The 16,280-nt window shown below is 70.8% G+C and carries 2 protein-coding genes and 1 pseudogene; all 3 read right to left on the bottom strand.

Annotated elements, in window-relative coordinates; translation table 11 throughout:
- Nucleotides 1-6: 6 nt before the first annotated feature.
- Complete coding sequence (locus tag SLV14N_RS34740; protein ID WP_263273377.1) at nt 7-5,394, bottom strand: type I polyketide synthase; 5,388 nt, start codon at nt 5,392-5,394, stop codon at nt 7-9.
- A 93-nt stretch (nt 5,395-5,487) separates the two neighbouring features.
- A pseudogene (locus tag SLV14N_RS34735) lies at nt 5,488-5,538 on the bottom strand (polyketide synthase docking domain-containing protein); the annotation flags it as partial.
- Between the two features lie 46 nt (nt 5,539-5,584).
- Entirely contained in the window at nt 5,585-16,264 is a 10,680-nt protein-coding gene (locus tag SLV14N_RS34730) for a type I polyketide synthase (RefSeq protein ID WP_263272499.1), read from the bottom strand.
- Between the last annotated feature and the right edge of the window lie 16 nt (nt 16,265-16,280).

Raw genomic sequence — 16,280 nt, 5'->3', positions numbered from 1 at the left:
GTGAACTCACAGTCCTCGCGTCATGTCGTCTTCGGCGCCGGAACCGTCGAGCGCGAGCTGGATCATGGCTTCCATGTCCATCGTGTCGAGTGATTCGCGGTCGTCGTCTTCGGTGGTCTCGGACGCTTCCTCGGTGATCCCGGCCAGTTCCAGCAGGGAGCTCATCAGCCCGGCCTCGGCAAGACGGTTCAGCGGAATCGAGGTCAGCATCCGGCGGATGGTCTCCTCGTCATCGGCGGCACCGGTGCCGGTGTCCCCGTACGGCGCGAAGTGCGTGCCGAGGTATTCGGCGAGCACCCGCGAGTTGGGGTAGTCGAAGATCGTGGTCGCCGGGAGTTTCAGCCCGGTGTCCCGGTTGAGCCGGTTCCGCAGCTCCACGGCGGTCAGCGAATCGAACCCCAGGTCCTTGAAGGCCCGGCCCGCTTCCACGGCGTCCGCATCGGCGTAGCCCAGTACGGCGACCACATGGCCGCGCACCAGGTTCAACAGCAGGCGCGCCCGCTGTGCCGGGGAGGCGGTCCGCAGCCGCTCCGGCAGTCCGTCCGCACCGCTCTGGCCGGCCGCGGCGCTGCGCCGGGTCCCGCGGACCAGGTTGCGCAGGAGCGGCGGGACCTCGTCGGTACGCAGGCCGGCGCCGAGCGCCGTGAGATCGAGCCGGACCGGCACGGTGAGCGCCCGTCCCCCCGCGACCGAGGCGTCGAACAGTGCCAGGGCCTCCGCCGAGGACATCGGGCGCAGGCCGTCCCGGGCCTTACGCTGCCGGTCGGCCTCGCTGAGCGTGCCAGTCAGCCCGCTGCTCTCCTCCCACAGCCCCCAGGCCAGCGATTCGGCAGGCAGGGTGTGGGCGCGACGGTAGGCGGCGAGCGCGTCCAGGAACGCGTTCGCGGTGGCGTAGTTGCCCTGTCCCGGTGCGCCGAACACACCGGCTGCCGAGGAGAACAGCACGAAGGCGGACAGATCGAGGTCCTTGGTGAGCTCGTGCAGGTTCCAGGCGGCGTCCACCTTCGGCCGCAGTACCGCGTCGATACGGTCCGGGGTCAAGGACCCGAGGACACCGTCGTCCAGCACGCCCGCGGTGTGGACGACACCGTTCAGCGGGGCCTCCGCCGGGATCCCGGCGAGCAGTCCGGCCAGCGCGTCCCGGTCGGCGGTGTCACAGCCGGCGATGGTCACCCGGGCGCCCAGAGCGGTGAGTTCGTCCCGGAGTTCCGCGGCGCCCTCGGCGTCCGGACCGCGTCGGCTGGTCAGCAGCAGGTTCCGTACCCCGTGCTCGGTGACCAGATGCCGGGCAACCAGTGTGCCCAGGGTCCCGGTACCACCGGTGATCAGCACGGTGCCCTCCGGCTTCCACACCGACCCGCCGTCCTTCTCCGACGGGTCCAGCGTGGTGAGCCGCGGTACCGACAACTCCTGGTGACGAACAGCCACTTGGGGCTCGCCCAGGGCGACGGCCGCGAACAGCGCGCTGCGCGAAACCTGCTGGTCATCGCTGTCCACCAGCAAGAAATGATCCGGGTTCTCCGACTGTGCCGAACGCACCAACCCCCATACCGGTGCCGTCACCAGATCTACTTCCTCCCCCGTCACAGACACCGCACTTCGGGTCAGAACCACCAACCGTGACCCGGCGAACCGTTCTTCAGCCAACCAGGCCCGCAGCGTGTCCAACACCCCATATGCGACCTCCCGAACCCCACCAGGAACCCCGACAACCCCTGAGTCCGGCACGGGGAGAACCACTACTTCCGGGGTCGGGTCGAGCGCTCTCACGGCTTCCAGGCTCATGACATCGGCACCCAGTGCGGCGCCGACCCCTAGACCGTCGTCGTCCCCGAGCACCACCAGGGCACTCCCCTCGGGGTCCATCCGGGTCGTCGACGGGGCCACCCAGTCCACCCCGTACAGCGATTCGCGGCGGCCGGCGGCTTCGACCAGCCGCTCCGCCGGCACCTCGCCCCAGTTCACGGCATCGATGGAGGCGACCGGGTCACCCTCGGTGTCCGCGAGCCGTACGGAGTACCCGTCTCCGGCCGGGGTCAGGGCCACCCGTAGTGCGGTCGCCCCCACGGCGTGCAGGCACACCCCGGCCCAGGCGAGCGGCAGGTGCGCCCCGGCCGGCCCGGCGAACTGCAGCGCCGCATCGAGCAGTGCCGGGTGCAGCCCGAAGCCGGCCGTGTCGCCCGTGTCCCCCTCAGGGAGGGCCACTTCGGCGAACAGCTCGCCACCGCGCCGCCAGACCGCACGCAGCCCTTGGAACACCGGGCCGTAGCCCAGCCCCAGATCGGCCCGTTCGCGGTAGAAGTCCGCCAGCTCGACGCGCTCGGCTTCCGCGGGAGGCCAGGCCCGTGCGTCAAAGGCGGCCGGTTCGGCGCCGCGGGTGAGGACACCGGTCGCGTGCCGGGTCCAGTCCTGCTCGTCCGGGGCGTCCTCGGACCGGGAGTAGACGGTGAGCTCCCGGGCGTCGTCCGCGTCGGGCTCCGCGACGAGCACCCGCAGCAGCACGGCACCACGGTCAGGGAGCACCAGCGGCGCGTGCACGGTGAGTTCGCGTACGAGGTCGCAGCCGACCTGGTCCCCGGCCCGGAGCGCAAGGTCGACCCACGCGGTCTCGGGCACCACCGTGGTGTTGAGGACGATCCGCTCGGCCAGCCAGGGGTGGGTGGCCAGGGACAGCCGCCCGGTGAGCACCTGGGTACCGGGCATCGCGACGGCCGCACCGAGCAGGGGGTGTTCGGCACTGCTCAGCCCGGCGGCGGTGACATCGCCGACGGTGCCGGTGTCGTCCAGCCAGTAGCGCTGGCGTTGGAAGGCGTAGGTGGGCAGTCCGATCCGCCGTCCGGTGGGGAGCAGGGTGCTCCAGTCCACCGGGACGCCGTGCGCCCAGAGTTGGGCGAGCGACTGCGCGAAACGGGACCAGCCGCCCTCGTCGCGGCGGAGAGTGCCCGTCACCACGACGGGACTGCCCGCCTCCTGTGCCGTGTCCTCGATTCCCGGGGTCAGGACGGGGTGCGCACTGCATTCGACGAATACGCCGTGCCCGTCGGCCAGCAGCGCCTGGATCGCTTCCTCGAACCGCACGGTGTTGCGCAGGTTCTCGAACCAGTACCCGGCGTCCAGGTCCTCGCCGGAGACGAGTGCGGCGTTCACCGCGGAGTAGAACGGGATCCGGCCTTCAGCAGGGGTCACCTCGGCCAGGACCGTCGCGAGTTCCTCGCGCAGCTCCTCGACCTGGGCACCGTGTGAGGCGTAATCCACCGGGATCTGGCGAGCCCGCACCTCCTGCTCGGCACACTCCGCCAGCAGTTCCTGCAGGGCCTCGGCTTCGCCTGAAACGACGGTCGATGTCGGGCCGTTGATGGCGGCGATAGATATCCGCTCGCCCCACTTGGCGATGCGCTCCTGCACCGCCTCACGAGAGCCGGCGACGGAGACCATGCCACCGCGCCCGGCAAGCACCCGCCCGATGGCCTGACTGCGCAGTGCCACGACCCGGGCACCATCACGCAGCGACAAGATCCCGGCGACGCAGGCCGCGGCAATCTCACCCTGAGAATGACCCACCACGGCAGCGGGCACCACACCACAGTCCTCCCAGACCGCAGCCAGCGACACCATCACCGCCCACAACACCGGCTGAACCACATCAACCCGCGCCAACATGTCCTCGTCGGACAGAACCTCATCCAACTTCCAGGACACGAACTCCGACAGCGCCTCAGCACAGTCAGCCATCCGCTGCGCGAACACCGGGGAACTGGCGAGCAGTTCATCCGCCATCCCCAGCCACTGCGAACCCTGACCAGGGAACACCAGCGCCACACGGGTCCCGGCTCCGGTGCCGGTCGAACCCCGCACCACACCCGCCGGGTCCAGGTCCCCAGCCAGTCCACGTACTCCGGAGAGCGACTCCTCCCGGTCAGCGCCGAGGACCACCGCCCGGTACTCCAACCCGGCCCGTGTGCTCAGTAGGGAGAATCCCAGGTCAGTAGCGTCCAGCTCCGGGCGCTCCGCCACAAAGGAGGCCAAGCGCTCCGCCTGTGCCGACAACGCCTGCTCCGAACGCGCCGACAGCACCCACGGCACCACCCCGGCCCGCGCCGCCACCTCAACCGGCTCGTCACCAGCCGAATCCACGGCCTCCGGGTCAGAGACGGGAGGCGCCTGCTCCAGCACCACATGGGCATTCGTCCCGCTGATGCCGAACGACGACACACCCGCCCGACGCGGCTGACCACTCTCGGGCCAGTCCCTGGCCTCCGTCAGCAACTCCACCGCACCCGCGGACCAATTCACATGCGACGACGGCTCATCGACATGCAGCGTCTTCGGCAGCACACCGTGCCGCATGGCCAGCACCATCTTCATCACACCGGCCACCCCGGCCGCGGCCTGGGTATGACCGAGGTTGGACTTGACCGAGCCCAGCCACAGCGGCCGGTCCTCCTGCCGGCCCTGCCCGTAGGTGGCCAGCAGCGCCTGTGCCTCGATCGGGTCGCCGAGGGCGGTGCCGGTTCCGTGGGCCTCCACCGCGTCGACCTGATCGGCGGAGAGACGGGCATTCGCCAGCGCCTGTTCCACGACCCGCTGCTGCGAGGGACCGTTCGGCGCGGTCAACCCATTCGAGGCACCGTCCTGGTTCACCGCCGAACCCCGCACCACCGCGAGCACCGGATGGCCGTTGCGCTCGGCATCCGACAGGCGCTCCACCAGCAGCATCCCGGCGCCCTCGGCGAGGGTGGTGCCGTCCGCGCCCGAGGCGAAGGCCTTGCACCGCCCGTTGCGTGCCAGGTTCTGCTGCCGGGAGAAGTCGATGAACGTATCGGGGGTGGACATCACGGTCACACCGCCGGCCAGGGCCAGCGAGCACTCCCCGGTCCGCAGCGCCTGCACCGCCAGATGCAGCGTCACCAGGGAGGAGGAGCAGGCGGTGTCCACGGTCACCGCCGGGCCCTCCAGGCCGAAGGAGTACGAGATCCGGCCGGACAGCACGCTGCCGATGCTCCCGGTGCCGAGGAATCCCGCGGCTTCGGGGGCGACATTGTTCAGCCGGGACGCGTACTCGTGATACATCAGCCCGGCGAACACCCCGGTGGGGCTGCCGCGCAAGGCCACCGGGTCGATTCCCGCATGCTCGAACGCCTCCCAGGAGGCTTCCAGCAGCAGCCGCTGCTGGGGGTCCATGGCGGAGGCCTCATGCGGTGAGATGCCGAACATCTCGGGGTCGAATTCGAGGGCGTCGTGCAGGAATCCGCCCTCGCGGACATAAGAGGTGTAGGGACGTCCGGAATCCGGGTCGTGCAGGGATTCCAGGTCCCAGCCCCGGTCGTCCGGGAAGGTGGTGACGGCGTCCCGGCCGGCGGCCACCAGCTGCCAGAGTTCCTCGGGTGAGCTCACTCCTCCCGGGTACCGGCAGGCCATGCCGATGATGGCGATCGGCTCGTGCTGTTTCTCCTCGACCTCGCGCAACCTCTGGCGCGTGCGGCGGAGATCAGCCGTTGCTCGCTTGAGATAATCCCGGAGTTTGGCTTCATTCTCCATCCGGTACCTTCCCCCAAAACACTGTCAGGCGCTTGATCCGCACGCGTTAGGACATTCCGAGTTCGTTGTCGAGAGCATCGAAGAGTTCGTCGTCGGTGGCTGAGTCGAAGTCCTCGTCGGAGTGCTCCGGACTCTCGCCGTTCCCGCTCTCATCCCACTGCCACAAGATGCTGCGCAGCCGGGCGGTGATCTTGTCGCGCCCGGCGGCGTCGGGGGCGATCTCCGGGAGTCCGGCGGCGATCCGATCGAGTTCGGCGAGCAGCCGCGCCGAGGGTTCCTCTTCGGCCGGCACCAGTTCCGCCCGCAGGAACTCGGCGAGCGCGACCGGGGTCGGATGGTCGAAGACCAGGGTGGCGGGCAGGGTCAGGCCGCCGACCGCGGCGAGCTGATTGCGCAGTTTCACGGCGGTCAGCGAATCGAATCCCAGGTCCTTGAACGGCCGGTGGTCCTCGACCTGGTCGGCGGACTCATAGGCGAGTACCGACGCGACATGGGTACGCACCAGGCCCAGCACGGTCTCCCGCTGCTTGTCCGCCGGCATGGCGATCAGCCGGTCTGCCCAGCCCTTCTCGCCTGGTCCCTCGGCGCCGGCCGACCGGCGGGTGTCGCCCGGCATCAGACCGTGCAGCAGGATCGGTATCCGGTCCTTCGGCAGGGCCCGGATCGCCGGGATGTCCAGCGGGATCGGCACCAGCACCGGTTCGCCGGCCCGGCGGGCCTGGTCGAAGAGGACCATCCCGAGTTCCGCGGTCATCGCTCCCGCGGAGATCCGTTCCGCGCGCATCTCCTCGCTCTGGTCCGCGGCCTCGACCCGCTCGGCCCAGACGCTCCACGCCATCGAGACGGCGGGCAGGCCCTCGGCTCGGCGGTGGTGCGCCAGTGCGTCCAAGAAGGCGTTGGCCGCGGCGTAGTTGCCCTGCCCGGGATTGCCGAAGTGCGCGGCCGCCGAGGAGAACAGGATGAACGCGGACAGATCGAGGTCGCGGGTCAGCTCGTGCAGGTTCCAGGCCGCGTCCACCTTGGGCCGCAGCACGGTGTCCAGGTGCCCCGGGGTGAGCGAGGTGACCACACTGTCCTCGACCACCCCGGCCGCGTGCACGACCGCGGTCAGCGGATGGGCCTGCGGGAGCGCTGCCAGCAGTTCCGCCAACGCGGTCCGGTCGGCGGCGTCGCAGGCGGCGAGGGTGACCTCCGCCCCGAGTGCGGCCAGTTCGTCCCGCAGTTCCGTGGCACCCGGGCTCGCCGGGCCACGGCGGCTGGTGAGCACGAGGTGACGTATCCCGTGCTGGGTCACCAGATGGCGGGCCACCAGGGTGCCGATCATTCCCGTGCCGCCGGTGATCAGCACCGTGCCCTGCGCATCGAACGCCGGGGCCTCGCCGGTCAGGTGGACCCGGGCGAGCCGTACGGCGCGCGGCGTGCCGGAACGGATCACGGCCTGGGGTTCGCCGGAGCCGATGACCTCCGGCAGGGCGGCGGCCGAGGAGGCCTCCTCGTCCAGATCGACGAGGACGAACCGCCCGGGATGCTCGGACTGGGCGGACCGGAACAGCCCCCAGCTCGACGCGTGCGGCAGATCGGTCACCGCGTCGGTGACCTCGGCCGCCATGGCGCCGCTGGTCACCAGGACCAGCCGGGAGGTGGCGAACCGGTCGTCGTCCAGCCAGCCCTGAATGAGTTCCAGCGACTCGCGCACGATGCCGTGTACCGCCGACGGAAGGGATCCGTCCTGATCAACGCGGGGTGCGGCGACCAGCACGGCCTCGGGGACGGGTGCGCCCTCCTCGATCGCAGCGGTGAGCGCGCCGAGATCGGCGTAGGTTTCGCCGTTCCCCGCCAACGCCGCCGTCAGACCCGCGCTGTGCGCACCGAGCACGGCCCAGGAACCGGTGAACTTCGGCCCGTGGAGCACCGTCCACTCGGGACGGAAGAGGGTGTCGCGCGGTGCGGAGCCGGTCAGCGCGGAGGCGGTGACGGCCCGCAGCCGCAGCGCGTCGACGGAGGCGATGGGATCGCCGAGGCCGTCGGCGATGTCCAGCGTCACCGCTCCGGTGGGCGCGGTGGTCAGGCGGGCCCGCAGAGTGGTGGCCCCGGTCGCGAAGAGCGAGACCCCGTTCCAGGTGAACGGCATCCAGGGGCCGCCGCCCTGCTCCGCGAGCGGGGTCCACGACAGGGCGTGCAGTACGGAGTCGAGCAGGGCCGGGTGCAGCCCGAACCTCTCGGCCTCGTCCCGCTGGTCCTGCGGCAGGGTCACCTCCGCATAGAGGTCGTCACCCTGGCGCCAGACTTCCCTCAGCCCCTGGAAGACGGGGCCGTAGTCGACTCCGGCCGCGGCGAGCTGTTCGTAGATGCCATCCAGGTCCACCGGGGTGGCTCCCTTAGGGGGCCAGACCTCGAGGCCGGAGCCGCCGGCGGCGGTGTCCGGGCCGAGAAGTCCGGTGGCGTGCCCGGTCCACGGCTCACCGTCGAGCGCGTCATCGGCACGCGAGTGCACATTGACCGGCCGACGGCCCTGATCGTCGGGGTCGCCGACGGTGACCTGGAGCTGCAGCCCACCCTGATCCGGGAGGATCAGCGGGGCCTCCAGCACGAGTTCCTCGATCCGCGGGCAGCCGACCTGGTCACCCGCCCTGATGGCAAGGTCCACAAAGCCGGTGCCGGGAAGGATGGTGACACCCCGGACGGTGTGGTCGGCGATCCAAGGGTGGGTGGCCGTACTGACCCGCCCGGTGAGGACGACCGTGTCGCTGCCGGCCATCGAAACGGCGGCAGGGACGAGCGGATGCTCGACCGGTTGCAGCCCGAGCCCGGTGGCGTCCTGAGTGGCCGCGGAGGCCGACAGCCAGTAGCGCTGCCGTTGGAAGGCGTAGGTGGGCAGGCCGATACGGCGTCCGGTCGGGAGCAGGGTGCTCCATTCCACCGGGACACCGTGCGCCCAGAGCTGGCCGAGCGACTGCGCGAAACGGGACCAGCCACCCTCGTCACGGCGGAGAGTGCCCGTCACCACGACGGGACTGCCCGCCTCCTGCGCGGTGTCCTCGATTCCCGGAGTCAGAACGGGATGCGCACTGCATTCGACGAATACGCCATGCCCGTCAGCCAGCAGCGCCTGGATCGCTTCCTCGAACCGCACCGTGTTGCGCAGGTTCTCGAACCAGTACCCGGCGTCCAGTTCCTCGCCGGAGACGAGTGCGGCGTTCACCGCGGAGTAGAACGGGACCCGGCCCTGGCCAGGGCTTACCTCGGCCAGGACGGTGGCGAGTTCCTCGCGCAGTTCCTCGACCTGGGCACCGTGCGAGGCGTAGTCCACCGGAACCTGCCGAGCCCGCACCTCCTGCTCAGCACACTCCGCCAACAACTCCTGCAAAGCCTCGGGCTCGCCTGAAACGACGGTCGACGTCGGGCCGTTGATGGCGGCGATAGATATCCGCTCGCCCCACTTGGCGATGCGGTCCTGCACCCCCTCACGCGAGGCGGCGACGGAGACCATGCCACCGCGCCCGGCAAGCACCCGCCCGATGGCCTGACTGCGCAACGCCACCACCCGGGCACCATCACGCAAGGACAAAATCCCGGCGACGCAGGCCGCGGCAATCTCACCCTGCGAATGACCCACCACAGCAGCAGGCACCACACCGCAGTCCTCCCAGACCGCAGCCAGCGACACCATCACCGCCCACAACACCGGCTGAACCACATCAACCCGCGCCAGCATGTCCTCGTCGGACAGAACCTCATCCAACTTCCAGGACACGAACTCCGACAGCGCCTCAGCACAGTCAGCCATCCGCTGCGCGAACACCGGGGAACTGGCGAGCAGTTCATCCGCCATGCCCAACCACTGCGAACCCTGACCAGGGAACACCAGCGCCACACGGGTCCCGGCTCCGGTGCCGGTCGAACCCCGCACCACACCCGCCGGATCCAGACCCCCGGCCACACCCTTCAGCCCGGCAAGGAGCTCCGCACCGTCAGCACCGAGCACGACAGACCGGTACTCCAACCCCGCCCGCGAACTCAGCAGCGAGAACCCCACATCAGCAGGATCAAGCTCCGGAAGGCCCTCCGGTCGGCCCTCCAGACGGTCCTCCACGAAGGACGCCAACCGCTCCGCCTGCGCGACCAATGCACGCTCGGAGCGCGCCGACAGCACCCAGGGGAGAACGCCGGGCCGCGTCACTTCCTCAACCGGCTCCGCCGGCGTCTCGTCAGGTGCCTGCTCCAGCACGACATGCGCGTTCGTCCCGCTGATGCCGAAGGACGACACACCCGCCCGACGCGGCTGACCGCTCTCGGGCCAGTCCCTGGCCTCCGTCAGCAGCTCCACCGCACCCGCGGACCAGTCCACATGCGACGACGGCTCATCGACATGCAGCGTCTTCGGCAGCACACCGTGCCGCATGGCCAGCACCATCTTCATCACACCGGCCACCCCGGCCGCGGCCTGGGCGTGCCCGATGTTGGACTTGACCGAGCCCAGCCACAGCGGCCGGTCCTCCTGCCGGCCCTGCCCGTACGTGGCCAGCAGCGCCTGCGCCTCGATCGGGTCGCCCAGCGTCGTGCCGGTGCCGTGCGCCTCCACCGCGTCGACCTGACCGGCGGTCACCCCCGCGTTGGCCAGCGCCTGCCGGATCACCCGCTGCTGCGAGGGACCGTTCGGCGCGGTCAACCCATTCGAGGCACCGTCCTGGTTCACCGCCGAACCCCGCACCACCGCGAGCACCGGGTGACCGTTGCGGCGGGCGTCCGAGAGGCGCTCGACCAGGAGCAGGCCGACGCCCTCACCCCAGCCCGCGCCGTCCGCGCTCTCCGCGAAGGCCTTGCTGCGCCCGTTCGGAGCGAGGGCGCGCTGGCGGGAGAACTCGATGAACTCCATCGGTGTGGACATGATCGTCACACCGCCGGCCAGGGCCAGCGAGCACTCGCCGGACCGCAGTGCCTGGCTCGCCCAGTGCAGGGCCACCAGGGAGGACGAGCACGCGGTGTCCACGGTGACCGCGGGGCCCTCGAAGCCGAAGGTGTAGGAGATCCGGCCGGAGACCACGCTGCCCGCGGTGCCGGTGGCGAGGTGGCCGTCCACATCGGCGGAACTCTGGGACAGGAAGGAGCCGTAGTCCTGGCCGTTGGTGCCGACGAAGACACCGGTGTCGGCGCCGCGCAGCGTCGTCGGGTCGATCCCCGCGTCCTCCAGGGCCTCCCAGGAGGTTTCCAGCAGGAGCCGCTGCTGCGGGTCCATGGCGGTCGCCTCACGCGGCGAGATGCCGAAGAACCCGGGGTCGAAGTCGGCCACGTCCCGCAGGAAGCCGCCCTCGCGGACGTAGGAGGTGCCGTGGTGGTCGGGGTCCGGGTGGTAGAGCCGTTCGATGTCCCAGCCGCGGTCCCCGGGGAAGTACCCGACGGCGTCCTCGCCGCGGGCCAGCAGGTCCCAGAGTTCCGCCGGAGAGGCGACGCCGCCGGGAAAACGGCAGGCCATGCCGACGATGGCGATGGGCTCGTCGTCCACGGCCCCCCGGGCCCGCACCACGGTGGCGGCGGCCTGCCCGCCGAGCAGCTCTTCCCGCAGGTACCGCACGAGAGCAGCCGGGGTCGGATGGTCGAAGACCAGGGTCGCCGGGAGGCTGAGTCCCGTCGCGGTGTCCAGGCGGTTGCGCAGCTCCACCGCGGTCAGCGAATCGAACCCGAGGTCCCGGAACGCGCGGGAGGTCTCCACCGCGCCGCCACCGGCGTAGCCGAGGACCAGGGCGACCTGGGCCGTGACCAGTTCCCTCAGCGCCCGGTCCTGGTCGGCCTGCGGCAGGCCGGCCAGACGGTCGCGCAACGCGTTGCCCGCACCGGCGCCGGCCGTGGCGGCACGCCGGCGCAGCGGCACCAGTCCGCGCAGGACGGGCGCGACCTCCCCGGAGGCGGCGAGGGCCCGCAGGTCCAGTCGTATGGGGACGGACAGCGCGGTGTCCGCGGTGACCGCGGCGTCGAAGAGGGCCACGCCTTCCTCGGCGGTGAGCGGGACGAGTCCGCCGCGGGCCATCCGTCGCAGATCGGTGTCGCTGAGCTGCTTGGTGATCTCGCTGGTCTCGGCCCAGAGCCCCCAGGCCAGGGAGGTGCCCGGCAGACCGTTGTTCCGGCGGTGGCGGGCGAGCGTGTCCAGGAAGGTGTTGGCGGTGGCGTAGTTGCCCTGTCCGGCCGCGCCGAGGACCGCCGCGGCCGAGGAGAACAGCACGAACGCGGAGAGATCGGCGTCCTGGGTGAGCTCGTGCAGGTTCCAGGCGGCGTCCATCTTGGGCCGCAGAACGGTGTCCAGGCTTTCCGCGGTGAGGGAGCCGAGGGTCCCGTCGGAGGTGACCCCTGCGGTGTGCACGACTCCGGTCAGCGGGGCGTCCGCCGGGATCCCCGCCAGCAACTCGGCGAGGGCGTCGCGATCCGCCGCGTCACAGGCGGCGATCTCCACCTGGGCGCCCAGCGCGGTGAGTTCCTCCCGGAGTGCGGCGGCGCCTTCGGCGTCCGGGCCGCGTCGGCTCGTCAGCAGGAGGCTGCGGATGCCATGGGTGGTCACCAGGTGCCGGGCGATCACTGTGCCCAGGGTTCCGGTGCCACCGGTGATCAGTACCGTGCCCTCGGGGTTCCAGACCGTGTCCGTACCGGACGGTTCCAGCCTGGCGAGTCGCGGTACCGACACCCCCCCTTCCCGCAGGGCGAGTTCGGTTTCGCCGGTGGCCACGGCGGCACGGATCGCGGCGGAGGACTTCTCGTGGTCATCGGTGTCGACCAGGACGAAACGGCCCGGGTGCTCCGACTGCGCCGAGCGCACCAGCCCCCAGAGCGGCGCCGTGGCCAGATCCACCGGCTCACCAGCGACCGAGACGGCGCCCCGGGTCACCACCACAAGCCGCGAAGCGGTGTTCTGGTCATCGGCGGCCCAGCTCTGCAGCCGCTCCAGGACCTGGTGGGTCACCGTACGCACGCCGTCCGGAACGGTCGTCCCCTCCTCCGCCGACGGATGCAGGAGTACGAGCTCGTCGCCCTCGCCTTCGGAGGTCTCGGGCAGCTCCGGAAGGGCCACCCACTCCACTGCGAACAGCGAGTCGCGGTCGCCCGGGACGGTCGTGGTGGTCAACTGCTCGGGAACCACGGGCTCCCAGCGCACCGCATCGACGGAGGCGACCACGCCCCCGGCCTCGTCGGCGACCAGGAGCGCGTACCCGTCACCGGACGTGGTCAGCTTCACCCGGAGCGCGGTGGCGCCCACCGCGTACAGGCGCACCCCGGTCCAAGACGCGGGGAGCCGCAGCCCGTCGAGTGCCGGTTGCAGCGCGGCGTCGAGCAGGGCCGGGTGCAGTCCGAACTTCGCTGCCTCGGCGGCCACTTCGTCCGGCAGGGTGACCTCGGCGTAGAGCTCGTCGCCGCGCCGCCAGATGGCCTGAACACCCTGGAACAGGGGGCCGTGCTGGAATCCGGCGGCGTCGAGGGCGTCGTAGCAGCCGTCCACGGAGAGGGACTCGGCGCCGGCCGGCGGCCAGACCGGTTCGTTGAAGGAGACCGTCCCGGTGCCCGCCGCCAGCACACCCATGGCGTGCGGGGTCCAGGACTGTTCGGGGGAATCCTCAAGCCGGGAGTACACCGCCAGTTCGCGACGGTCGTCCCCATCGGGCTCCGCGACGACGACGCGCAGCTGCACTCCGCCACGCTCCGGAAGAACCAGTGGCTGCTGCACGGTGAGTTCTTCGAGCAGATCGCAGCCGACCTGGTCCCCGGCCCGGATGGCGAGTTCGACCAGGGCCGAGCCCGGCAGCACGACGGCCCCGAGTACGGAGTGATCGGCAAGCCAGGGGTGGGTGACCAGGGACAACCGGCCGGCCAGGACCACGGCGTCCGGCAGGGTCACGGTGGCACCGAGCAGCGGGTGATCGGCAGCGCCCAGCCCCGCGGCGGTCACATCGCCGACCCCGGTGTCACCTTCCAGCCAGAAGTGCTGTCGCTGGAAGGCGTACGTCGGCAGCTCCACCCGGCGGCCGCCGGTGAGCATCGGGTGCCAGTCGACGGGGACTCCACGGACCCACAGTCCGGCGAGCGCCTCGGTCGACACCTCGGGTTCGGGGCGGTCCTTGCGCAGCGTGGGCACGAAGCCCGCGTCCTCCGGCAGGCAGTCCTGCCCCATGGCGCAGAGCACGCCGTCCGGGCCCAGTTCGAGGAAGGTGGTCACGCCGTCGTCGTATGCGGCCTGAATACCGTCGTGGAAGCGGACGGCCTCGCGGACATGACGCACCCAGTACTCCGGGTCGCGGAGTTCGGCGGGCTCGGCGAGTCGGCCGGTCACATTCGACACCACCGGCAACTGAGCGTCGGTGAAGGTGAGTTGCTCCACGACCGCGCGGAATTCCGCCAGCATCGGCTCCATGAGCGGGGAGTGGAAGGCGTGGCTCACGCGCAGCCGCTTGACCTTGCGGCCCTCGGCCTCCAGAGCGGCGACGACCTGCTCGACCTCGGTCTCGGCGCCCGAGAGGACTATGGACTCGGGGCCGTTGACGGCAGCGATCCCGACCTGGTCCCGGCCCTCCAGCAGCGGTACGACCGCGTCCTCCGGCGCCCGCACCGACACCATGACGCCACCGGTCGGCAAGGCCTGCATCAGCCGGCCTCGCGCCGCGACCAGCTTCGCCGCGTCCGCCAGCGACCACACACCGGCCAGATAGGCAGCCGTCACCTCGCCGATGGAGTGCCCCAGCAACACCTCGGGTGTCACACCACGCGACTCCATCCACCGATAGAGCGCGACCTCCAGCGCGAACAACGCCGCCTGCGCATACTGCGTCTGGTCGAGGAGCTCTCCCCCGCCCCGGATCACCTCCGCCAAGGGCATGGGCAGCAGACCATCCAGCTCCGCACACACCTCGTCCCAGGCCCGCGCAAACACCGGAGAGGAGTCGTACAGTTCACGGCCCATTCCCAGCCGCTGCGCGCCCTGACCCGTGAACAGCGCGCCGAGTTTGCCGTCGCTGACCAGTCCTGTGATGACGCCGGGCGCGGCGTCCTCGGTGGCCAGGGCGGCCACCGCGGTGCGCAGGCCGTCCCGGTCGGCGGCCAGTGCGACCGCCCGATGGTCGAGGTCGGCGCGCGTGGTGACCAGCGAGAAGCCGGTGTCCACGAGGTTCGGCTCCGGCTGGTCGTCCACGAAGGCGGCGAGTTTGGCGGCCTGTGCGGTGAGCGCCTGCCGGGAACGGGCGGACAGCACCCAGGGGACCAGACCGGAGGGGTCGGAGGCCACGGGGGCGGAGCCGGCCACTGCGGGCTTCCCGACGGGGGCCTGTTCCGGGGTCTTCTCCGGGGTCTTCTCCGCCGTCCTCTCCGGGTCCTGTTCCGGGGCCTGTTCGAGGACGACATGGGCGTTGGTGCCGCTGATTCCGAAGGAGGACACCCCGGCCCGGCGAGGCCGTTCGGTCTCCGGCCAGTCCCTGGCTTCGGCGAGGAGTTCCACCGCGCCGGCCGACCAGTCCACGTGCGGTGAAGGGGCGTCCAGATGCAGGGTCTTGGGCAGCACGCCATGCCGCATGGCGAGCACCATCTTGATGATTCCGGCGACACCGGCGGCGGCCTGGGTGTGTCCGAGGTTGGACTTGATTCCGCCCAGCCAGAGCGGTCGGTCCGCCGGGCGGTCCTGCCCGTAGGTCGCGAGCAGCGCCTGGGCCTCGATGGGGTCGCCGAGCGTCGTACCGGTGCCGTGCGCCTCCACCGCGTCCACCTCGGACGGCGACAGATGGGCGTTGGAGAGTGCCTGCCGGATCACCCTCTGCTGCGACGGACCGTTCGGCGCGGTCAGACCATTGGACGCACCGTCCTGGTTCACCGCCGAACCCCGCACCACCGCGAGCACCGGGTGACCGTTGCGCTGGGCGTCCGACAGCCGCTCCACCAGCAGCAGTCCGACGCCCTCGCCCCAGCCCGTGCCGTCCGCGGCGGCGGCGAACGGCTTGCAGCGGCCGTCCGCCGCGAGACCACGCTGGTAGGAGAAGTCGACGAAGGTGTCCGCGGTGGCCATGACGGTCACCCCGCCGGCCAGCGCGAGGTCGCACTCCCCCGCCCGCAGCGCCAGTACCGCCTGGTGCAGCGCCACCAGTGAGGAGGAACAGGCGGTGTCGACGGTGATCGCGGGGCCTTCGAAGCCGAACAGATAGGAGATCCGGCCGGAGACCACACTGCTCACCGCGCCGGTGCTCATGAAGCTGGCGATTTCGTCGGGGACGTCGACGACCCGCGCGGCGTAGTTGTGATACATCAGCCCGGCGTACACCCCGGTCTTGCTTCCGCGCAGGGTGCCCGGGTCGATACCGGCGCGTTCGAAGGTCTCCCACGCCGTTTCCAGGAGCAGCCGCTGCTGCGGGTCCATCGCGAGCGCCTCGTGCGGGGAGATTCCGAAGAACCCCGGGTCGAACTCCGCGGCATTCTGCAGGAATCCGCCCTCACGGACATAGGACGTGCCGGGGTTTTCGGGGTCGGGGTGATACAGCCCTTCCACATCCCAGCCCCGGTCCGCGGGGAAGGCGGACATGCCGTCGCGGCCCTCGGACAGCAGCGTCCACAGCTCTTCCGGTGAGGCGACCCCGCCGGGATAGCGGCAGGCCATACCGACAATCGCGATCGGTTCCGATTCGAGTTCCCATATCCGGCGGCGACTCTGCCGGAGATCAATCGTGGCCTGCTTGAGATACTCGACAAGTTTCTTGTCGTTCGTCACCTGGTTCCGCCCCTTC

This window comes from Streptomyces sp. Je 1-4 4N24 (assembly GCF_026239515.1).
Classification (GTDB): Bacteria; Actinomycetota; Actinomycetes; order Streptomycetales; family Streptomycetaceae; genus Streptomyces; species Streptomyces nigrescens.
The sequence above is the reverse complement of the archived record's forward strand: the minus strand, read 5'-3'. Positions and strand labels throughout refer to the sequence as shown.